Below are 21,421 nucleotides of genomic sequence, written 5' to 3' on the forward strand. Positions count from 1 at the left end.
TACCGGCTCAGGCCGGCGCACGCGCGAGCGCGAGCACGCTCGCGTCGTCGTCGATGACCGCACCGGCCGCGTGGCGCTCGAGTGCGGCCCACACGGCCTCGACGAGTTCGCGTGGTGACGGCATGCCGATACCGGCCGCGACCAGCGCGCCACGGCCCCACTCCTGGCCGTCCGGCGCACGCTGCTCGACGAGACCGTCGCTGTGCAGCAGCAGGATCTCGCCGTGTTCGAGCACGAGCGTCTCGTCCTCGAACATGGCGCCCGGGTCGATGCCGAGCGGTATCGCGCCGCGCGTGGCGATGACCGCGACACTGCGCGTGCCGAAACGCACGGCGTGCCCGTGCCCCGCATCGACGTAGTGGCACGTCGCACCTGCCTCGTCGAAGACGCCGAGCCACAGCGTCACGAAACGCCCGCCGCTGGCCTGTGCACACAGGTGCACGTTGAGCTGGGCGACCACGCGCGCGGGGTCGTCGTCGTGAGCCAGCGCCGCACGCAGGAACGACTGCACCGAGGCCATGACGAGCCCGGCACCGAGCCCGGCACCGCTCACGTCGCCGAGGACGATCGCGACGCGTCCACCGGCGAGTTCGACGACATCGACGATGTCGCCCGCGACCACGCGCCCCGGATGCAGGCGCAGCGCGTAGTCGAGTTTCGCGAGCCGGCCGGCCGGCACCGGCAACAGCCGGTGCTGCACGTCGCGTGCTCGCTCGAGGTCTGCGGCCAGCGCGATGCGCTCGCGCTCGCTCGCACGACGGCGCAGGCTCGCGAGCGCCAGCGCGGCGAGGCGTGCGAGCGCATGGCAGAACGACGGTGCATCGGCCTGCCTGCGCGCTGCCGGCCGGTCCGCGTCGACGTAGAGAAACGCGACCGCGCGGCCGTCGAGCATCAGCGGCGCGCAGAGGGCACGGGGCTGCGCGCTGCGTGCCGTCCCCGAACGCTCCTCGACGGGCTCGGCCTCGAGGCTGGCCACGTCGCCCGTAGCCGCCGAGGCGAGCAGGGTCGCATTCGGTGGTGGCGAGACACGGTCCTCGCGCGGTGCAGGGCGCTCGCAGCGCGTGACCACCTCCTCGGCGTCCTGCCACAGCACGCGTGCACGCGTGAAGCCCGAGCCGAGGAGTGCGTGCTCGGCGAGCACCTCGGCGAGTGCCGTCTCGTCGGCGGCGGCGGTCACCTCGCCGGCGTAACGCAGCAGCAGCTCGAGGCGCTGTTCGGCCAGGTTGCCCGGCCCGCGCACGACGCTGATGCGCGTCGCGAACATGTCGTCGGCAAGGTCGTTCGATGCATCGGATGCCTGGACGCGGAAACGCCAGGGGCCGACGCCGATGACGTCACCCGTCCGGATCGCCGACGCGGCCCCGCTGTCGACCCGGAGTTCGTTGACGAGCGTGCCGAGCTGGCTGCCGCAGTCACGCAACACCCAGCCATCCTCGCCGGCCTCGACGGCGGCATGCCGCCGCGAGATCGAGGGATCGACGAGCTCGAGCTCGTTGCCGGCCGCGCGACCGATGCGGAACGGATGCGCGACGCGCCAGCGCCTGCGCGCAAGCGGCGGACCTTCGACACACTCCAGTTCGATCACGGACACCATGGGATCAGCATAGCGGCTCGCGTCCGGGTTGCCGCAAGTCGGTCCTGCCGCCCGCGGTCCGCTTCACGTGCCGGTCATTCCCGCCATGCACGCTGCCCCTGCGATGCGATTGCGCCCTGCCGCGCCGGTGCACTATCGTGGCCGGCTCGCGCCGCGTGCCGGCGCGTCCTGGTGCAAACCCCGCGTCGGACCGTCGTCCGTTCACGATCGACGCGGTATGCTTCCTCTCAACTACGACACGTTTCGTTCATTGCTTCCGGAGATCCTTGCCATGCTCAGACACGCCGCCACGGCCCTCGCCGCCCTGGTCGTACTCGGAGGCTGCAACAACGCCTCCAACCAGGCCAATGCGCCGTCAGGCAACGGCGCCTCGCCGGCCCAGCAGGCCAATGCGCCGATCGGCAACACCGTGACCGGCAAGGTCAGCCTGCGCGACCCGCTGCCGATCGGCGAGAGCGCACGCCTCGAGGTGAAGCTCGTGGACGTGACGATGCCCGACATCGTCATCGCCGAATCGAATGCGCCCGTCACGGGCCAGCCGCCGTACGCGTTCACGCTGACGTTCGATGCCGCCAAGATCGACCGCACGCGCACGTACGTCGTCAACGCACTGCTGTTCGACGGTGACCGCCGCTTCGTGCCGGCACTGCAGTTCCCGGTGCTCACGGGCGGTGCCCCGTCGAATGCCGACATCGTGCTGACCGCCGAGGCGACGCCGGGCGAGAAGCTCAACGACGAGTTCGGCAAGCTCAAGGCGCAGATCGGCGGCATGAAGCGCATCCAGGACTCGTTCCTCGACGGCGACCTGTCGGTCGCATGGGACGGCTTCTACGAGACGGGCGGCAAGGTTCGCTTCATGCGCGTCAACACCGAGAAGGGCGAAGGCGACACGGCCGTGCGCGGCAATGTCGAGTACGCGTTCCTCGACGACAAGCCGATGGTGGTATCCCGGAAGAGCGGCAACGGTGCGACGCGCGTCGGCTGGGATGCGCAGGGCAACGTCGTGCTCAACAAGGCGGCGGGCGGCGGCGAAGTCGCCGAGGCCGACATCAAGACGCTCCATGCCGACGCCACCAAGGCCCTTTCGATGGGCCAGGCCAAGGTGCCGAAGAAGTAAAGCGGACGTCGTGTCCCACGAAAGAGCCCGGCTCACGCCGGGCTTTTTCGTTTCGGAACGGTCAATCCGTCAGTTGCGTCGTGCTTTCGCGAACGCGTCGGCGAATGCCGCATTGACCGCGGGTTTCGCCGTCTCGCGCGGCATCGCCCGCGCACGCGGATCAGGGGCACCACCGCGCTCGCGCGGGCCACGCGCCGCCTCGCCCGGCGTGTCTTCCAGACGCATGGTCAGGCCGATGCGCTTGCGCGCGACGTCGACCTCCATGACCTTCACCTTGACGATGTCGCCGGCCTTGACGACTTCGCGCGGATCCTTGACGAAGCGGCTCGACAACGCCGAGACGTGCACGAGGCCGTCCTGGTGCACGCCGAGGTCGACGAACGCACCGAACGCGGCAACGTTGCTGACCACGCCTTCGAGGATCATGCCGGGCTTGAGGTCGCGGATGTCCTCGACGCCTTCGGCGAACGTCGCGGTCTTGAACTCGGGACGCGGATCGCGGCCCGGCTTCTCGAGCTCGCGCAGGATGTCGCGCACGGTCGGCACGCCGAAGCGTTCGTCGGTATAGGCCTCGGCACGCAGGCCGCGCAGGAACGCGCTGTCGCCGATCAGGCCCTTCACCTCGCGTCCGCACTGCTCGAGGATGCGCTGCACGACCGGATAGGCTTCCGGATGCACGCCCGAGGCATCGAGCGGATCGTCGCCCTGCGGAATGCGCAGGAAGCCCGCGCACTGCTCGAACGCCTTGTCGCCGAGGCGCGGCACCTTGAGCAGCGCCTTGCGCGTGCGGAACGGGCCGTGCTCGTCGCGATGGCGCACGATGTTCTCGGCGACGCCCGCACTGAGGCCGGCGACGCGCGCGAGCAGCGGTGCGGACGCCGTGTTCACATCGACGCCGACCGCATTCACGCAGTCCTCGACGCGGCCGCCGAGGGCGTGCGCGAGCTTCACCTGGTTGACGTCGTGCTGGTACTGGCCGACGCCGATCGACTTCGGATCGATCTTGACCAGCTCGGCGAGCGGATCCTGCAGGCGGCGCGCGATCGACACCGCACCGCGCAGCGACACGTCGAGGTCGGGGAACTCCTTCGCGGCGAGTTCCGACGCCGAATACACCGATGCACCGGCCTCACTGACGACGATCTTGCCGAGGCGCAGCTCGGGATGCTTCTTGATGAGCTCGCCGGCGAGGCGGTCGGTCTCGCGCGAGGCCGTGCCGTTGCCGATCGCGATGAGGTTCACGCCGAGCTGGCGGCACGCCGAGGCGAGCTGAGCGATCGAGGCGTCCCACTGGTTCTTCGGTTCGTGTGGGTAGATCGTGTTGGTCGCCAGCAGCTTGCCCGTACCGTCGACCACCGCCACCTTGACGCCCGTGCGCAGGCCCGGATCGAGGCCCATGACCACCTTCGGACCGGCCGGTGCGGCCATGAGCAGGTCCTTGAGGTTGTCGCCGAACACACGGATCGCTTCCGCCTCGGCGGCTTCGCGCGCGCGCCCGAACAGGTCCAGCGTGAGGTGCAGGTGAAGCTTGACGCGCCAGGTCTGGCGCACGGTGTCGAGCAGCCAGCGATCGGCCGCTCGGCCCTGGTCGCGGATGTCGACGTGCACGCCGACGCGACCCTCGGCCTCGGCGTGGCCCGCGGCGACGGCTTCGTCAAGCGCGGCGGCGGGATCCTCGCTCGAGGTCGTGCGCGGTGCAGTTGTCGGCATCGGCGCGAGTTCGAGGTCGAGGACGCCTTCGTTGCGCGCGCGGAACAACGCGAGGAGGCGGTGCGACGGGATCGTGCCGATCGCCTCGGCATGCGCGAAGTAGTCGCGGAACTTGGCGCCTTCATTTTCCTTGCCCGCGACCACGCGCGCACGGATCTGCGCCTTCGCGGTGAGCCATTCGCGCATCGAACCGATCAGCGCGGGATCCTCCGAGAACGTCTCGAGCAGGATCGCGCGCGCGCCGTCGAGCGCGGCCTTGACGTCGGCGACGCCCTTCTCCGCATCGACGAATGTCGCGGCGACCGCTTCGGGCGATTGGGTCGGATCGGCACGCAAGCCGAGTGCGAGCGGCTCGAGGCCCGCCTCGCGAGCGATCTGCGCCTTGGTGCGGCGCTTGGGCTTGTACGGCAGGTAGAGGTCCTCGAGGCGCGCCTTGGTGTCGGCGGCGAGCAGGTCGCCACGCAGCACGTCGGTCATCTTGCCCTGCTCCTCGATGCTCGCGATGACAGCCTCGCGGCGGTCCTCGAGCTCACGCAGGTAGGACAGGCGCTCTTCGAGCAGGCGCAGCTGGGTGTCGTCGAGACCGCCGGTGACTTCCTTGCGGTAGCGCGCGATGAAGGGGACGGTCGCGCCGCCGTCGAGCAGGTCGACCGCGGCAGTGACCTGCTGCGGTTTCGCCGCGATCTCCGCGGCGATGCGTTGTTCGATACTGAGCATTCGTGTGGGTTTTCCGTGGCCAGACATGCCGTGGGCCGCTCAGGCGGCCCACGTGGCGATTCTAGCGCGAGGCGTCTCAGGCGACGCGACGATGTCGCTTGAGGTGCACGAGCAGCAGCGAGATCGCCGCCGGCGTGACGCCGCTGATGCGCTGCGCGTGGCCGATCGTCGCGGGCGTCGCGCGCTTGAGCTTGAGCAGCACTTCGGCCGACAGGCCGCGCACGCCGTCGTAGTCGAATCCGTCGGGAATCGCGGTGTCCTCGTGGCGGCGGTTGCGCTCGATCTCGTCGCGCTGGCGCTCGAGGTAGCCCTCGTACTTGGTCGCGACCTCGACCTGACCGGCGACCTGCGCATCGTCGACGCCGGGACCGATGCCGGGCACGGTGGTGAGCTTGGCGTAATCGAGCTCGGGACGACGCAGCAGGTCGAGCGCGTTGACCTCGCGCGTGACCTCGACACCGGTCGCGGTCGCCAGCGCCTGCGCGAGCACATGCCCCGGCGCGGTCCACAGCGCGCGCAGGCGCGCGGTCTCGGCCTCGATCGCGTCGCGCTTGCGGCGCAGCACGTCGTGGCGCGCGGCATCGACGCAGCCGAGCGCGAAGCCCTGCTCGGTGAGACGCAGGTCGGCATTGTCCTCGCGCAGGTGCAGGCGGTACTCGGCGCGCGAGGTGAACATGCGGTACGGCTCGAGTGTGCCGTTGGTGGTGAGGTCGTCGATCAGCACGCCGATGTAGGCCTCGTCGCGACGCGGCGTCCACGGCGCCTCGCCGCGTGCGGCACGCGCGGCGTTGAGGCCGGCGACGAGACCTTGCGCGGCGGCCTCCTCGTAACCCGTCGTGCCGTTGATCTGGCCCGCGAAGTAGAGGCCGTCGACGGCCTTGGTCTCGAGCGACGGGCGCAGGCCGCGCGGATCGAAGTAGTCGTACTCGATCGCGTAGCCCGGACGCGTGATGTGGGCGTTCCCGAAACCGCGGATCGAGCGCACGAGCGCGACCTGCACGTCGTACGGCAGCGAGGTCGAGATGCCGTTCGGATAGATCTCGTGGGTATCGAGGCCTTCGGGCTCGATGAAGATCTGGTGCGAGGCCTTGTCGGCGAAGCGCACAACCTTGTCCTCGATCGAGGGACAGTAGCGCGGACCCACGCCTTCGATGACGCCCGAGTACATCGGCGAGCGGTCGAGCCCGCCGCGGATGATGTCGTGGGTGGCCTCGGAGGTGTGCGTGATCCAGCAACTGACCTGGCGCGGATGGTCGGCCTGCGAGCCGAGGAACGAGAACACGGGCGCGGGATCGTCGCCGGGCTGTTCCTCGAGGCCCGTGAAGTCGATCGTGCGGCCGTCGATACGCGGCGGCGTGCCGGTCTTGAGGCGATCGACCGCGATCGGCAACTCGCGCAGGCGCTCGGCGAGGCGCTGCGCGGGCGCGTCGCCGGCGCGGCCACCCGCATGGTTCTGCAGGCCGACGTGGATGCGGCCCGCGAGGAACGTCCCCGCGGTGAGCACGACGCAACGCGCGCGGAACACGAGGCCGGTCTGGGTCACGACGCCGGCCACGCATGAGCCTTCGATGACGAGGTCGTCGACGGCCTGCTGGAACACGCGCAGGTTCGGCTCGTTCTCGACGACGCTGCGGATCGCCGCCTTGTAGAGCGTACGGTCGGCCTGGCAGCGCGTCGCGCGCACGGCCGGGCCCTTCGAGGCATTGAGTGTTCGCCACTGGATGCCGGCACGGTCGGCTGCGCGCGCCATCACGCCGCCGAGCGCATCGATCTCGCGCACGAGGTGGCCCTTGCCGATGCCGCCGATGGCCGGGTTGCAGCTCATCTGGCCGATCGTCTCGATGTTGTGGCTCAGCAGCAGCGTGCGTGCGCCGCAACGGGCCGACGCGAGCGCGGCCTCGGTGCCGGCGTGGCCACCGCCGATGACGATGACGTCGAAATCAGGAGGATCGAAAGAGGACATCGGGCACCACCGCGACACGCGGGAACGACCTCATTCTACCGTGTCGGGGATGGCACGGAATCTGCTGGTACGTTTGGCACTCCCACCGGCGCAGGCGTATGCGAGCACGTCCATGGTCGGAATTCAGGGGCCGGCCGCGCGCCGGTGGGAGGACGCACCTCGCGCCTTGCGGCGCGGCTTCGAGAAGGCTGGCGCCCGGCGGTCGTAGGAACAGGGGGAATCCAAGAGGACCGTAGTGCCGGGCGCCAGTTTGATCGATTCATCACCACGCGACGCCGTGCCCCCGGGCACGGCGTTCTCGTTTGCGCGGTGTGCGGACGTTAGCCGGAACAGGGATTGGCAGACTGTGACGCTAATCGCGAAAACCCGGCGGCCGGGGGAGAGGCCCGTCAGCTCCGGTCAGATTGCGACAGCGATCGTCACGTCGCTCCGTCATCCGACCCGTGATCGGTGCAGAAACGGCATCGCGCCATGTTGGCATGACGCTTGCTCAATCCCTTTCATCGACCATCTCGTCCACCAGGGGAACGCGCCATGATCACGAACGCCGCTTCGATGAGCCTCAACCCGCTGTTCCTCCGCCACGACCTCATGATCGAACTGGGTCGCCTCGAGATGGCGATGGAAGACATCCGCGTCGCCACGCCCGCCAGCAACGACCAGATCGTCCAGCTCGAGTCGCGCCGCGCGCGCATCAACGAAGCGCTGAGCCGCCTCCCCGCCTGATTCCCGCGGCTTGCGTCACCGTCGCGCCTCCCCTGGGCGCGCCGAGGACGGATACCCGCATGCTCCACACGCAGAAAGGCCGCGCATCATGCGCGGCCTTTCTGCTTTCGGGCCTCGCGCAACGGCGACCGGCGTTGACGGTCAGCCCGCCGGGCCCGAGCCGGCGACCATCCGACGTGATCGCAGCCCCCGAGACCCCCGACCCACGCGCGCAGGACCGCTACGCGATCGGCACGAGGATGTCGGTACGCAGCAGCGGTTCGGGAACCTGCTCCGGGTCGTCGAGGTAGCGGTAGATCACGGGCGCGTCGCGCAACGCCTCTCCGGACGACGGCAGCCAGTCGGCGAACACGCGATCGGCCGTGTCCTCGAGGCCGAGGAAGCTGCCGACGTGGCGCACGCTCGCGTAACGTCCGCCGCTCCAGGTCTCGCGCCGCATCGGCGCGGGTGGATCGAGCCCCTCGAGGCCGATCGCGCTCGTGAAGGCGAGCTCGTCTCGAGGCACGTCGCGCAGGTCGCCCCAGGCGATGCCGTACAGGCTGGTGATGCGGTCGACGGCACCGGCTCCAGCGGCCCAGCCGAACAGGTCCGTGTAGACCTCGTCGAGCGTGTCATAGCGTCCGACCGTGCGCACCGCGATGACCTCGAACGGCTCCAGCGACACGACGTCGACACGCAGCGCCGGCGTGGCCTCGAGTTCGTCCCGATCAGGCTGTCTCAAACGCATCGACGCAGCCTCGAGCGCGCGCGGATCGTCGCGCAGCGCACTCGCGCTCGTACCCAGCCAGTCGCGCAGCACGCGCGCGAAAGCCTGCGAGCTTCCGAATCCGGCATCGAGCGCGACCTGCGTGATCGGAACCCGGGGGTCGGCGAGCCGATGCAGGGCTCGGGAGAGCCGCAGGCGGCCGATGCTGCGTCCCAGCGCCTCGCCGGTCAGCGCGCGGTAGATGCGATGGAAGTGGTACGGCGAGAAGTGCGTGAGCGCGGCCAGCGCCGCGAGATCGGGCGGCTCCGTGCCGGCGTCGATGGCGTGCTGGACATGCGCGAGCACGCGATCGATGCGCTGCTGGTAATCGGCCTGCGATGCGGATTTCATGTACTCGCGTTCCTCGTGAAGGCGACGGGAGGATCGCCGGTACGGGGAACCCGCGCGTGTCCGATCTTGCGGACTCGCGAACCGGGCGTGCACGGCCGCCTGTCACGCCGGAACCGCTGCGGCACGGACACGGTGGACGGCGACGATCGGTCTCCGCCGCGAACGCCCGGCCGCACGCCTCGCTACTGGCTGCGCGACGGTGCGGGGCGCGGCGCCGACGGCGCTCGAGCGGGGGCCGGCGCGGATCGCTGCATCGACGGCGCACTGCGGGGCATCGACGGCATGCTGCGCGGAGCCGATGCCGCGCGTGACGGCGCCGATGCGGGCGCACGACGCTCGAGCATCGGCCCACGCGAACCCGGGTCGCGAGCACGCGAGGCATCGAAACGGCTCGGAGCGCTGTCGCGATAGGCGCCGGATACGCCGCCGGACTCGATCGCCCCACGCCGCGGCGGGGCATAACCGGCCGAGGCGGGCCGCTCGCGCGGTCCCTGCAGGCGTGCGCGTTCGCCGCGGTAGGCCTGCACGGCACGCTCGCGCGTGTCGAGAGAAGGATAAGACGGGGCATGCGGCTTGTAGATCCACGGACCGTAGTACCCGTATCCGTACGGCCAGCCGAGTCCACCGTAGCCGTATCCACCGCCCCATCCGTAGCCGGCGTAACCGTATCCGTAACCGCCGTATCCGTAACCGCCATAGCCGTAACCGCCGTAGCCATAGCCGCCGAACCCGCCGAGCCACCACGGCGATGCGACGCTGCCGCGATGGTCGACGATCACGTCGGGCGAATTCGCACCGTAGTAATAGTCACCCGGCGCGTCGTAGTAGTACGTGCTGCTCGGGGTCGTGGCACAGCCCGCGAGCGCGAGGACGGCGACGATCAGCAAGGGACGGAACATGGCACACCTCCACGAAATCTCCTCCATCGTGGTGGCAGTGGCGCGCGTTTGCAATGCTCGCCGCGAATCGCTTCAGCTGGCGTCGAGGCTGCGCCGCACGATGTCGGCGAGGTTGTCCGACAATCCGCCGCGCGCATCGAGTCGAAACAGTTCCGCCCGCATCAACGCGCGACGCAGCGGTTCGTAGCGGCGCCACGCCCCGAATGCGGTGGCGAGCCGCGCCGCGACCTGCGGCGTGATCGCGTCGAGGCGCAGGACCGCGTCGCCGATGAAGCGGTAGCCGGCGCCGTCGGGCCGGTGGAACACCGACGGGTTGCGTTGCGCGAACGCGAGCAGCAACGCGTAGACCTTGTTCGGATTCTCCCAACGGAATGCCGGATGCAACGTGAGCGCGACCACGCGCTCGAGCGTTCCGGGCCTCGGGATGGTCGCCTGCAGCGCGAACCACTTGTCCAGGACGAGGGGATCGGCTGCGTGGCGCTCGGCGAAAGCGGCGAGCACCTGCTCGGCCCGCGCATCGCCGGCCTGGGCGAGGCATGTCATCGCGGCGAGTCGATCGGTGAGGGTGCGTGCCTCGTCGTAATGCCGCGAGGCGCGCGCGACACCGGCGTCGTCTGCACAGCACAGCAGGGCGAGGCAGCGGTTGCGCAGACGACGACGTGCCTGCGCGACGGGCGACATGTCGGCCTCGGTCGCGGACGCGAGGGCCTCGTAACGCTCCATCAGCGAAGGCGCGAGCGCAGCGGCGAGCCCGCCCTCGATGCGCTCGCGCGCACGGCGCACGGCGTCGGGATCGACCTCGGTCAACGGTTCGGCAAGCGACCCCTCATCGGCGGGGGTGAGCATCTCGGCGAGGATCGCGGGATCCAGCGATGCGTCCGCGAATGCCGCCCGCAGCGCGCCGATCCAGCCCTCGAACGGCGCAGCGTCGGGACGACCGTGCGCGAGCGCCTGCGCGAACAGCAGGCGCGACAACGCGTCACCGGCGAACCACCGGTTGAAGCCGTCGTCCTCGTGTCGTGCCAGCAACGCGAGCGCCGTGCCATCCGCGGCATCGGCGAGCCGCACCGGCGCCGAGAAGCCGCGCAGCAGCGACACCACGGGTGGCGCGTCGACACCGTGGAATGTCCACGTGCGCTCGGCGGCGTCGAGCAGCAGAACGCCGTCGCGACATGGGGCGGCATCCTCGCCTTCCCGCATCGCGATGCGGCCGCCGTCACCGGCGAACAGCGCAACCGCGACCGGCACCGGCCGCACCACCGCGTCGCCTTTCGCGGCACGCTGGCGCAGCGTCAACGAGAAACGGCGCGTCGCGGCATCGTGGTGCCCCTCGACCTCGAGCACGGGCGTACCCGCGTGCCGGTACCACGCGAGCCACGACGACAGGTCGCGATCGTTGGCATCGCCGAGCGCGGCGAGGAAGTCCTCGATCGTGACGGCTTGTCCGTCATGGCGCGCGAAGTAGAGATCGAGGCCACGCCGGAAGCCGTCGCGGCCCAGCAGGGTCGCGAGCATGCGCACGATCTCGGCGCCCTTGTCGTAGACGGTCGCGGTGTAGAAATTGTTGATCTCGGCGTACTGCTCGGGCCGTACCGGATGCGCGAGCGGCCCCGCATCCTCGCCGAACTGCACGCGCCACAGCGTGCGCACGTCCTCGATGCGGCGCAGCGTGCGCGAGGCGAGATCGGACTCGAACTCCTGTTCGCGGTAGACCGTGAGGCCTTCCTTGAGGCTGAGCTGGAACCAGTCGCGGCAGGTGACGCGGTTGCCGCTCCAATGATGGAAGTACTCGTGGCCGACCACGGCGAGCACGTGGCGGTAGTCCTCGTCGGTCGCCTGATCCGGCGTGGCGAGCAGGTACTTCGAATTGAAGATGTTGAGCCCGGTGTTCTCCATCGCGCCCATCGCGAAATCGTGGGTCGCCACGACGTGGAACACGTCCAGGTCGTAGCGTCGGCCGAAGCGCCGCTCGTCCCAGGCGAAGGCCGCCTTGAGGCAGGCCATCGCATGCGCACAGCGCGCGATCTCGGCGTGCTCGGCCCAGATCGCGAGCCTGACCGTGTGGCCATCCTCGGCCACGAACGTGTCCTCGAGGCATTCGAGGTGGCCGGCGGCGAGCGCGAACAGGTAGCTCGGCTTCGGCGTCGGGTCGACGAAGCGCGCCCAGTGGCGCCCGCCGTCGAGCATGCCGCGGCCGTCCGGATTACCGCCCGCGAGCAGGACCGGGAAGCGCGCGCGGTCTGCGCGCAGCGTGACCGTGTAGCGCGACAGCACGTCGGGGCGATCGAGACACCAGGTCACGCGCCGGAAGCCTTCCGCCTCGCACTGGGACAACAGGAAACCGTCCTCGAGCGAGCCGGAGAGGTAGACGCCTTCGAGCGCACTGTTCGCGGCCGGACGGATGCGCGAGCGCGTCGACACGACGGCACGCGGAGGAACCTGGTGGATGACGAGCCCGCCCGGCGCGAGCGTGTACTCGTTCGGGCCGAGGCGACGCCCGTCGATGTCGAGATGCAGCAGTTCGAGGGCCTCGCCGTCGAGGCGAAGTTCAGCCGCATCGCCGTGCTCGCGCGCGAGACGCAGGCGCGCATCGACGGTCGTCACGAGCGCGTCGAGATCGAACTCGAGTTCGATCGCCTCGACGCGCCACGCGGGCGGCCTGTAGTCGGCGAGACGGGTCAGCGGTTTCGCAGCGGAGTCGACGCTCATCGGCAGCCTTGCCGTCGCGGTTGGCCGCGGCGAGGCTAGCACGCGCGACGGCGCGGCGTGTATGGTCGTCGCCCTCCTCGCCCGCCGTCCTGCCCCGATGACCTCCCTGCCCGATTTCGCCGCGGTCGAACGCGCGGCCGAGCGCATCGCGCGCCATGCCCACGTCACCCCGGTGCTGCATTCGCGATCGATCGACGCACTGGCCGGCGCCGAGATCCTGTTCAAGTGCGAGAACTTCCAGCGCGTCGGCGCGTTCAAGTTCCGCGGCGCGTGCAACGCGGTGTGGTCTTTGTCCGACGAGCTCGCCGCGCGCGGCGTCGTCACCCACTCGTCGGGCAACCATGGCGCCGCGCTCGCGCTCGCTGCACGCACGCGCGGCATCACCGCGCACGTCGTCGTGCCCGAAGGCGCGATCCGCGCCAAGCTCGCGGCGATCGAAGCCTACGGTGCGACCGTGCATCGCTGTGCCGCAAACACCGCGGCACGCGAAGCCGAGGCCGAACGCGTACGCGTCGAGACCGGCGCCACGCTCGTTCACCCCTACGCCGATCCCGCCGTCATCGCGGGACAGGGCACCGCGGCGCGCGAACTGATCCGCGAGGTCGGCTCGCTCGATGTCGTCGTCGCGCCGGTCGGCGGCGGCGGCCTGCTCGGAGGCACTGCGATCAGCACGCATGCACTGCTTCCCGACGCGGACGTCGTCGCCGCCGAACCTTCCGGGGCCGCCGATGCGCACGATTCGATGCGCCTCGGCAGGCGCGTCGACGCGATGACACCGGACACCGTCTGCGACGGCCTGCGCACGCTGGTCGGCGAGATCAATTTCGCGCTGCTTCAGCAGCACCGCGTCGACGTCGTCACCGTCGACGACGCTGAGACGGTCGCGGCGATGAAGCTGATCTGGGAGCGCCTCAAGATTGTCGTCGAACCGTCTAGCGCGGTCACGCTCGCGGCGATCCTCGGTGCACGCGAGCGCTTCGCGGGGCGTCGCGTCGGCGTGATCCTGTCGGGCGGCAACGTCGATCTCGACGCCCTGCCGTGGCTCGCGTCGCGCTGATCAGCGGCGCGCGGGGCGCGTGATCCCGAACAGCGCGATGCCCACCAGGGCGATGCCGACGGCTTCGACGATGCCGGGCCGCTCGCCGAGCAGCGCCCACGCGAACAGGACGCCGCACAACGGCACCGCGAGGCTGGTCAGGCCGGCCACCGTCGCCGGCAGGCGCTGCACGATGAAGCTCCACATCACCCAGGCGATGCCCGAGGCGAGCACGGCGTTGTAGGCGAGCGCGCCGATGAAGTAAGGCGTCCACGCGATCGGCCGCTCAGGCACGAACAGCGCCACCGCGACGAGCACGACCGTGCCGACGAGCATCTGCCACGCGGTCAGCGACAGCGCCGATACGGTCGTGTCCGCGAACAGGCGCTTGGAGACGACGACCGCGATGGCCCAGCTCAAACCTGCGGCGAGCGCGAGCAGCGTGCTCGCACCACCGGGCAGCCCGGCCCACGGCTCGATCACGCAGACCAGGCCCGCCGCGGCGACGCCGATCCACAGCCACTGCCGCAGCGCCATGCGCTCGCCGAGCACGACGCGCGCGAGAAGGATCACCCAGAATGGCATCGTGTAGGCGAGCAGCGCGGTCTTGCCGGCGCCGCCCTCGACGAGCGCGGTCTGGATCAGCACCGTGAAGCCGACGATCTGCGCGAACGCGATCGCGAGAAGCGGGCGCCACGGCGGCGGCCGCAGCGACTCGCGCCGCCACAGCAGCAGCGCGAACAGCACCGGCGTCGCGAGCGCGGCACGCCAGGCCACGAAATGGAACGGCCCCGAGTACTGCAGGACCTGCTTCATGACGATCCAGTTGTAGCTCCACACCAGCGTCAGCAGGACGAGGGCGACGAGGGCACGCTGGCGGGACGAGGCGTCGTTCATGGCGGGCGGCGGGACGGGGGCGCGCATCATACGCCTGCGGCGAATTTCCGCAGCCGCAGCATGCGTCGGCGCGACCGCTGCGCGTATGCTCGCGGTTTCGACCCCGGAGGCTCCATGAGCATCGACAGCGACAGCGCCGCGGGCCGCACGCTCGCCCTCGTGACCGACTATTACGCCGCCTTCAACCGGGGCGACTGGGACGCGATGCTCGCGTTCCTCACCGACGACGTCGCCCACGACATCAACCAGGGTGGCCGCGAGAGCGGGCGCGACGCGTTCCGCGCCTTCCTCGGCCGCATGAACCGCAGCTATCGCGAACGCCTCGCGGACATCGTCGTGCTGAGCAGCGCCGACGGCACGCGCGCAGGCGCCGAGTACGTCGTGCACGGTGAATATCTCGCCGACGACGAGGGCCTGCCTGCCGCGAACGGCCAGCGCTACGTGCTGCCGGGCGGCGCGTTCTTCGACATCCGCGACGGCCGCATCGCGCGCGTCAGCAACTACTACAACCTCGCCGACTGGATCCGCCAGGTCGGTGGCTGAGTCGCTGCCCGACGACGGCCGCGTGCGCTGCCCGTGGTCCGCGGGCAGCGCGATGGAGCGCGACTACCACGACCGCGAGTGGGGCGTGCCGCTGCACGACGACCGCGCGCTGTTCGAGTTCATCGTGCTCGAAGGCGCTCAGGCCGGCCTGAGCTGGCGCACCGTGCTGGCCAAGCGCGAGCGCTACCGCGAGGTCTTCCACGGCTTCGACATCGAGCGCGTCGCGCGCATGACCGACAAGGCGCTCGAGACCTGCCTGCTCGATCCCGGCATCGTGCGCAACCGCCTCAAGGTGTTCTCGGCGCGCGACAACGCGCGCGCGACGCTCGCCGTGATCGAGGCACACGGCAGCCTCGACGCATGGCTGTGGTCGTTCGTCGACGGCGAGCCGATCCTCAACCATCGTCGTGGCGCCGACGTGCCCGCGACGACGCCCGTGTCGGACCGCATGAGCAAGACGCTGCGCAAGCACGGCTTCCGCTTCGTGGGCTCGACGATCTGCTACGCCTTCATGCAGGCCACGGGCATGGTCGACGACCATCTCGTCACCTGCTTCCGCCATACCGAGCGGCGCACCGCATGATCGTCACGACGCCGCGCGCCTTCCTCGATGCGCTCGCGGCACCCGGCGCGCTCCCCGTGCGAGGCCCCGCGACGGCACGCGCGGCGTTCCTGGTCAGTCCGCTGCAGTTCTCGCTCGCAGCCGAGTCGGCCAGCGACAACGCCTACATGGACATGGCCGTCGCACCCGACGCAGCACGCGCACTCGCCGAGCATGCCGAACTCGCAAGACGCCTGTCGGAGGACGTGCCGGTCGTCACGTTTCCCGGGGATCCCGAATCACCCGACGGCGTATTCCCGAACAACGTGTTCGCGACCACGCCGGGACGCCTCGTCGTCGGTCGCATGCGTCACGCGGTGCGACGCCGCGAGGCGGAGCGCCACGACATCCGCTGCTGGTTCACGGGCGCGATGGGCTACGCCGAGCACGACCTGTCGGGAGGCGATTTCGTCGCCGAGCTGACCGGGTCGCTCGTGATCGACCGTGCACGCGGCATCGGTTACTGCGGCCTGTCCGAGCGCTGCGACCTTGCCGGCGCCCGCGCGATGCACGAGGCGTTCGGCCTCGCGCTGACGTTCTGCTTCGACCTCGCCGACGGCGAGTACCACACCAACGTCGTGCTTGCCCTGCTCGCCGGGCGTGCGGCGATCATCGCGCCCTCCGGATTCCGCGATGCGGACGTGCCCGCCGCGATCGCGCGCGTCTTCGGCGATGCCGCGATCACGATCGACGCGGAGCAGAAAGCTGCGTTCTGCGGCAATGCGATCGCGCTCGCCCCGCATCGCGTGTGGTTCAGCACGCGTGCATCGGGCGCACTCCTGCCCGCGCAGCGGGACACGCTCGGCGCGCTCGGCTTCGGGATCGGCCACGTACCCCTCGTCGAAATCGAGAAGGCCGGCGGCAGCCTGCGCTGCTGTGTCGGCGAGATCTTCTGAGCCTTGCCAGCCTCGCGCGCCCCGCGGCAAAGTTCAGCGGGAATTCAATCCGCTGCACCGAGACTCCATGTCGCCATCCGCTGCACGGCACCACTGCCCCTTTGAGCCCATGACCTCCCAGCGCTGCTTCAGGGTGATCGCCTCTGCCATCGCGATCACTGCCGCACTCGCCTGTTCGGGCGTGTCGGCGAGCGAAGTCAGCGCGCAACAGGCCGTGGACAAGGTGCAGCGCGATACGAACGGCAAGGTCTTGAGCGTGCAGACGCTGCAGATCGGCAAACGCAAGATCTATCGAATCAAGGTGCTGACGGGCGACGGCCGCGTGAAGGTCGTCGAGGTCAAGGCCAACGACTGAGGGAGAGAGCCATGCGTGTACTGCTCGTGGAAGACGAAGCTCCGCTGCGCGAGACGCTCGCGGCAAGGCTCAAGCGCGACGGGTTCGCCGTCGACGCCGCCGGTGACGGCGAAGAAGGCCTGTATCTGGGCCGCGAGGTTCCGTTCGACGTCGCGATCATCGACCTCGGCCTGCCCAAGCTGTCGGGCATGGACCTCGTCAAGCATCTCCGCGAGTCGGGCCAGCGCTACCCGATCCTGATCCTCACGGCACGTTCGTCGTGGCAGGACAAGGTGCAGGGCCTCAAGTACGGCGCCGACGACTACCTCGTCAAGCCGTTCCACGTCGAGGAACTGCTCGCGCGCCTCAACGCGCTGGTCCGTCGCGCCAGCGGCTGGTCGCGCCCGCTGCTCGAGTGCGGCCCGATCACGCTCGACACGACCGCGCAGACGGTGACCTCGAACGGCAATCCGGTCGATCTCACGAGCTACGAGTACAAGGTGCTCGAGTACCTCATGATGCACGCGGGCGAACTGGTCTCGAAGGCCGACCTCACGGAGCACATCTACCAGCAGGACTTCGACCGCGACTCGAACGTGCTCGAGGTCTTCATCGGTCGCCTGCGCCGCAAGCTCGATCCCGAGAATTCGATCAAGCCGATCGAGACGGTACGTGGCCGCGGCTATCGCTTCGCACTCGAGCGCACCGACACCGGCAATGCCGAGGAAGAGCCTCGCCAGGCTGCCGAGAACGCGGGCTGAGTCGATCCCTTCGTGCGACACCGGCATCCGTGCCGGTGTCGCGCCGGTCGCCCCGCAACACCGGGGATAGGGCATCCGGCTCGCGCCACCATCCCGGCGAGGCTTCGACCTTGACCGCTCCCGATCACTGCCGCCGGGCCCGAGGGTGACCCATCCCCTTTCGCTCCAGGCGCGCTCGCTCGCCGCCGCCGGGTTCGCGCTCGCGGCGTTCCTCGGACTCGCGTTCTTCGCCCTCGACCAGGCGTTCTACGACGCCGCGGTGACGTCCCAGCGCGAACGCCTGCAGGGTTACATCTATGCCTACCTCACGGGCGCCGAGCGTACGCGCGCCGGCGCACTGATCCTTCCCGAGGTCGGTCCGGATCCACGTTTCGACCGCCCGGGATCCGGCCTGTACGCCGGCATCATCGGCGACGACATCCGCTCCGCGAGCGAGCGTCAATGGCGATCGCCCTCTGCGCAGGGCCTGGACCTGCCCCCCCTCGATGCCGAGCTCGCGCGCGGCGAGGTCGCGTTCAAGGGCCCGGTCGACACGCCGGTCGGCGAGCTGTTCGTGCTGTCGCAAGGCGTCGAGTGGAGCTCCGACGGCCACGCCGAACTCAACCTCACCCTGCACGTCGCCGAGGACAGCGGCGCGCTGCAGCGGCAGGTCGCGGCCTTCCGCGGCACGCTGCTCGCATGGCTCGTGGGCCTCGGCGTGCTGCTGCTCCTGCTGACGCTCGGCGTGTTGCGCTGGAGCCTCGGGCCGCTGCGTCGCGTGGCCGCGGATCTCGAACGCGTCGAGCGCGGCAGCCAGGCCCACCTCAGCAGCACGTACCCGCGCGAACTCGCCGGCCTGACCACGAGCCTCAACAGCTTCATCGACTCCGAGCGCGATCGCCTCAAGCGCTACCGCAACACGTTGTCGGACCTCGCGCACAGCCTCAAGACGCCGCTCGCCGTCGTGCGCACCCAGCTCGAGACCGAAGTCGACGAGAAGCAGCTGCGCTGGACCGTGCTCGAGCAGGTCGGTCGCATGGACGAGATCGTCGCCTACCAGCTCTCCCGCGCGGCGACCTCGGGCCGGCAGACGTTCGCGACGCCGCTGCCGGTGCAGCCGTACGCCGAGGAGATCGTCACGAGCCTCGAGAAGGTCTATGCGTCGCGCAACATCCTCTGCGAGTTCGAGATCGACCCTGCCGCGCGTTTCCACGGCGACCAGGGCGACCTGATGGAACTGTTCGGCAACGTGCTCGAGAACGCCTTCAAGTGGGCCGGCCATCGCGTCGTACTGACGGCCAGGCCGGTGCTCGGCCCCGGCGAACGCCGCGCCGGCTTGCAGTTCACGGTCGAGGACGACGGCCCCGGCATTCCCGAGGACCGCATCGAGCACCTGCTGCAGCGTGGCGTGCGCGGCGACGAACGCGTGCAAGGCCATGGCATCGGCCTGTCGATCGTGCAGGACATCATCAAGGCCTATCGCGGCACGCTGCAGGTGACCCGCTCGGCGACGCTTGGCGGCGCCTGCTTCGACATCCACCTGCGCGGCAGCTGAGCCTCAGCTGCGTGCCAGCGCCTCGACCTCGGCGACGAGGCGCCGCGTGATCTCGTCCCGCCCGAAGTTCGCGAGCACGTAGTCGCGCCCCTTCGCACCCTGCTCCGCGCGCTGCGCCGCATCGAGCGAGACGACCGCGTCGAGCGAAGCCCCGAACGCCTCCGGGGCGTGGTACGCGAAGCCGCTGCCGCTGCGCTCGACGTGTTCGAGCAGCGCCTCGCACCGCCCGTTGACGACCACGGGCGTGCGCTGTGCCATCGCCTCGAGCAGCACGATGCTGAGACTCTCGTACGGCGAAGGCTGGACGAACGCGAGCGCGCCGGCCATGAGTTCGAACTTGCGCCGCTCGTCGACGAAGCCGAGATAGCGCACGTCCCTGCGCGAACCCACGCCGAGGACGTCGTGGCCGGTCAGCACGAGCTCGAGCGGATGACCGGGATGGGCATCCTTCCATGCACGGAAGCCGTCCAGCAGTTGCCCGCATCCCTTGCTGGTATCGATGCGTCCGCAGTAGAGCAGGTACGGGCGAGGCTCGCGCGCGGGCTCGACGAGGTCCGTCGCCACGGTCATCGAGACCAGCGTGCCGTGGTCGACGCCCCACAGGCGCGCACCCACCTCGGCTTCCGCACGCGTGTTCCAGAGCAGGCGCGGCGAGCGGCGCGCCATGTCGGCGATCGTGCGCAGGTAGGCGGGCGGCTCGTCGTGCGCGGTGGGCACCATGAGCCAGCGCCGGTGCGGCATCGCGCGGATCGCGTCGAATGTCGTCGGGTACAGGTAGGTCAGGAAGATCACCACCGCGTAGTCGTCGCCGTGCTCGGCGATGAACGCGGAGAGTCCCGGGCAGTGCGGCCCCTGGGAGCGGATGAACTCTTCCTCGAGCGCCTCCGGCCAGCCCAGCCTGTCCAGCGGAGCTGCGGCCTCGTTCGCGGCGAGGTCCGAGCGCAACCGCGCCCACAGCGCCCCGAAATAGTCGCCGCGGCCACGCTCGACGCGGAACCGTCGTATCGTGATGCCGTCGCGCACCTCGTCGCCGACCGGCAGGTCGTTGTTCCAGGTGACGTAGTCCGACGCCGCGGAGGTCAGAACGTCGACCTCGTAGCGCGAACGCAACAGCGTCGCGTACTGCCACGCGAGCGACTCCGAGCCACCCACGATGTCCTGATGGCAGCGCTGCACGACGATGGCGAGGCGCGGCGTCATGCGGCCGACCTCAGGACGAGATCGAAGAAGCGTCGCCGCAACACGTCCATCGCGTAGGTCGCGCGATAGCGGCGCATGCCGGCATGGCGCAGGTCGTTGCGGAGTCCGGCGTCGTCGACGAGGCGCGAGAGGCTCGCGGCGAACAACGAGGGATCCGGTTCCTGCCACGAGAGGCCGCATCCACCGAGCGTCTCGGGGATCGCACTCGTCTCGCGCGCGATGATCGGCGTGCCGATCGCCATCGCCTCGACGAGCGGCACGCAGAAACCCTCGTGGCGACTCATGAGCATGAACGCGTGGCTGGCGACGTAGGCCGCCTTGAGCTCGGCCTCCGATGCACCGTTGATCCAGCGCACGCGATCCGTCAGGCCGTACTCCGCGACGCGCTGCCGGATCGCGTTCGTGTAGCCCTCGAGCCTCGGGTCGATCTTGCCGACGAGGACGAGGCGCGTACGCCGGTCGTAGGCGTGCGCGTGTGCCGCGAAGGCGTCGACGAGGTCCGGATAGCCCTTGTTCGGCGCGATGCGGCCGACCATGAGCACGTTGAGCGCACCGTCGTTGAGCTCGTCGATGAGGCGCAGGTCGCCGTCGACGTCGAGCAGATCGGGGATGCGGTGCAGCGGTGCGAGCACGGCGCCGCGCTTGGCCGCGACGCCGTGCGCGAGGAGTTCGTCGAGATTGAACTGCGACGCCCCGACGTAGAGCTCGCAGCCGGAGCCCGCGACCGCGGGAATCTCCTCGCGCCCGCTGCGGCAGGCGGCGACGTACTCGTTCGAAAGGCCCTCGAAGAACTCCGGTGGCGTGATGTTGTGGTAACGCACGACGCGGAAGCCGCGGCAACGGCGCAGGATCTCGAGTGCCGGCGGCCAGCCCATCGAGAAATGGTAGATGACGAGATCGTCCGGGCCGCCGGCGAAATCGACGAGCTTCTCGGGCGGCCAGTGCTTCTCGCGCGTCCCCGAGGCCGAGCCGCAGAACAGGCGCGTCTCGATGCCGCGTTCGCGCAGCAGCCGCGCCATCGCGACCGCGTCGAATCCGACGGCATCGCGATCGGCAAGTACGGGCAGGAGGATCGCGGCCTTCATCGC

General features: G+C 69.9%; 18 protein-coding genes. 9 read left to right on the plus strand and 9 right to left on the minus strand.

Translation table 11 applies throughout. The annotated features are described in order from the left end of the window. Positions 1 to 7: 7 nt before the first annotated feature. On the minus strand, positions 8 to 1,594 hold the full coding sequence (locus tag ACQQ2N_RS02215) for a SpoIIE family protein phosphatase (RefSeq protein ID WP_440224041.1): 1,587 nt from the start codon (positions 1,592 to 1,594) through the stop codon (positions 8 to 10). A 271-nt stretch (positions 1,595 to 1,865) separates the two neighbouring features. Here ACQQ2N_RS02215 and ACQQ2N_RS02220 point away from each other — a divergent pair, with 271 nt between their 5' ends. After that, positions 1,866 to 2,711: a YbaY family lipoprotein gene (locus ACQQ2N_RS02220; RefSeq protein WP_440224042.1), complete on the plus strand. Its 846-nt coding sequence runs from the start codon at positions 1,866 to 1,868 to the stop codon at positions 2,709 to 2,711. 69 nt (positions 2,712 to 2,780) lie between these two features. Here the strand turns inward: ACQQ2N_RS02220 and ACQQ2N_RS02225 are convergent, their stop codons facing one another. Together ACQQ2N_RS02225 and mnmG are read right to left on the minus strand one after the other, a co-directional pair. Then, positions 2,781 to 5,138 carry a Tex family protein gene (locus tag ACQQ2N_RS02225; RefSeq protein WP_440224043.1) on the minus strand — a complete coding sequence of 786 codons (2,358 nt, stop codon included), beginning with the start codon at positions 5,136 to 5,138 and terminating at the stop codon, positions 2,781 to 2,783. Between the two features lie 76 nt (positions 5,139 to 5,214). Beyond that, positions 5,215 to 7,101 carry a tRNA uridine-5-carboxymethylaminomethyl(34) synthesis enzyme MnmG gene (gene mnmG / locus ACQQ2N_RS02230; protein WP_440224044.1) on the minus strand — a complete coding sequence of 629 codons (1,887 nt, stop codon included), beginning with the start codon at positions 7,099 to 7,101 and terminating at the stop codon, positions 5,215 to 5,217. A gap of 534 nt (positions 7,102 to 7,635) precedes the next feature. Here mnmG and ACQQ2N_RS02235 point away from each other — a divergent pair. Then, on the plus strand, positions 7,636 to 7,827 hold the full coding sequence (locus ACQQ2N_RS02235; protein WP_440224045.1) for a hypothetical protein: 192 nt from the start codon (positions 7,636 to 7,638) through the stop codon (positions 7,825 to 7,827). A 220-nt stretch (positions 7,828 to 8,047) separates the two neighbouring features. Here the strand turns inward: ACQQ2N_RS02235 and ACQQ2N_RS02240 are convergent, their stop codons facing one another. The 3 genes from ACQQ2N_RS02240 to pepN all read right to left on the minus strand — a co-directional run bounded on the left by ACQQ2N_RS02240 (position 8,048) and on the right by pepN (position 12,531). Continuing rightward, on the minus strand, positions 8,048 to 8,923 hold the full coding sequence (locus ACQQ2N_RS02240) for an AraC family transcriptional regulator (RefSeq protein WP_440224046.1): 876 nt from the start codon (positions 8,921 to 8,923) through the stop codon (positions 8,048 to 8,050). A gap of 182 nt (positions 8,924 to 9,105) precedes the next feature. Further along, entirely contained in the window at positions 9,106 to 9,822 is a 717-nt protein-coding gene (locus ACQQ2N_RS02245) for a hypothetical protein (RefSeq protein WP_440224047.1), read from the minus strand. 72 nt (positions 9,823 to 9,894) lie between these two features. Continuing rightward, complete coding sequence (gene pepN / locus ACQQ2N_RS02250) at positions 9,895 to 12,531, minus strand: aminopeptidase N (protein WP_440224048.1); 2,637 nt, start codon at positions 12,529 to 12,531, stop codon at positions 9,895 to 9,897. Positions 12,532 to 12,628: 97 nt separating this feature from the next. Between pepN and ACQQ2N_RS02255 the strand changes: the two genes are divergently transcribed. After that, positions 12,629 to 13,588: a pyridoxal-phosphate dependent enzyme gene (locus ACQQ2N_RS02255; RefSeq protein ID WP_440224049.1), complete on the plus strand. Its 960-nt coding sequence runs from the start codon at positions 12,629 to 12,631 to the stop codon at positions 13,586 to 13,588. Here the strand turns inward: ACQQ2N_RS02255 and ACQQ2N_RS02260 are convergent, their stop codons facing one another. Further along, positions 13,589 to 14,464 (minus strand): DMT family transporter, encoded by an 876-nt coding sequence (locus ACQQ2N_RS02260; protein ID WP_440224050.1) that lies wholly within the window; start codon positions 14,462 to 14,464, stop codon positions 13,589 to 13,591. Between the two features lie 114 nt (positions 14,465 to 14,578). Here ACQQ2N_RS02260 and ACQQ2N_RS02265 point away from each other — a divergent pair, with 114 nt between their 5' ends. The 6 genes from ACQQ2N_RS02265 to ACQQ2N_RS02290 all read left to right on the plus strand — a co-directional run bounded on the left by ACQQ2N_RS02265 (position 14,579) and on the right by ACQQ2N_RS02290 (position 19,133). Further along, entirely contained in the window at positions 14,579 to 15,007 is a 429-nt protein-coding gene (locus tag ACQQ2N_RS02265; protein WP_440224051.1) for a ketosteroid isomerase-related protein, read from the plus strand. Further along, positions 15,000 to 15,590 (plus strand): DNA-3-methyladenine glycosylase I, encoded by a 591-nt coding sequence (locus ACQQ2N_RS02270; protein ID WP_440224052.1) that lies wholly within the window; start codon positions 15,000 to 15,002, stop codon positions 15,588 to 15,590. Before ACQQ2N_RS02265 ends, ACQQ2N_RS02270 begins: the two co-directional genes overlap by 8 nt. After that, positions 15,587 to 16,504 carry an arginine deiminase-related protein gene (locus ACQQ2N_RS02275; protein WP_440224053.1) on the plus strand — a complete coding sequence of 306 codons (918 nt, stop codon included), beginning with the start codon at positions 15,587 to 15,589 and terminating at the stop codon, positions 16,502 to 16,504. The genes ACQQ2N_RS02270 and ACQQ2N_RS02275 overlap by 4 nt, the downstream gene beginning before the upstream one ends. Before the next feature lie 109 nt (positions 16,505 to 16,613). Continuing rightward, the gene (locus tag ACQQ2N_RS02280) at positions 16,614 to 16,859 is read left to right on the plus strand and encodes a PepSY domain-containing protein (protein WP_440224054.1); all 246 of its coding nucleotides are present in this window, start codon (positions 16,614 to 16,616) and stop codon (positions 16,857 to 16,859) included. An 11-nt stretch (positions 16,860 to 16,870) separates the two neighbouring features. After that, positions 16,871 to 17,599 (plus strand): response regulator transcription factor, encoded by a 729-nt coding sequence (locus ACQQ2N_RS02285; RefSeq protein ID WP_440224055.1) that lies wholly within the window; start codon positions 16,871 to 16,873, stop codon positions 17,597 to 17,599. Between the two features lie 145 nt (positions 17,600 to 17,744). Next, entirely contained in the window at positions 17,745 to 19,133 is a 1,389-nt protein-coding gene (locus ACQQ2N_RS02290; protein WP_440224056.1) for an ATP-binding protein, read from the plus strand. A gap of 3 nt (positions 19,134 to 19,136) precedes the next feature. Here the strand turns inward: ACQQ2N_RS02290 and ACQQ2N_RS02295 are convergent, their stop codons facing one another. Both ACQQ2N_RS02295 and ACQQ2N_RS02300 read right to left on the minus strand, forming a co-directional pair. Then, positions 19,137 to 20,333, minus strand: coding sequence for a glycosyltransferase family 4 protein (locus tag ACQQ2N_RS02295; RefSeq protein WP_440224057.1), 1,197 nt, complete (start codon positions 20,331 to 20,333; stop codon positions 19,137 to 19,139). Then, positions 20,330 to 21,418: a glycosyltransferase gene (locus ACQQ2N_RS02300; RefSeq protein ID WP_440224058.1), complete on the minus strand. Its 1,089-nt coding sequence runs from the start codon at positions 21,416 to 21,418 to the stop codon at positions 20,330 to 20,332. Before ACQQ2N_RS02300 ends, ACQQ2N_RS02295 begins: the two co-directional genes overlap by 4 nt. Positions 21,419 to 21,421: the final 3 nt, after the last annotated feature.

It is taken from the genome of Dokdonella aquatica (assembly GCF_051987395.1).
GTDB lineage: Bacteria > Pseudomonadota > Gammaproteobacteria > Xanthomonadales > Rhodanobacteraceae > Dokdonella.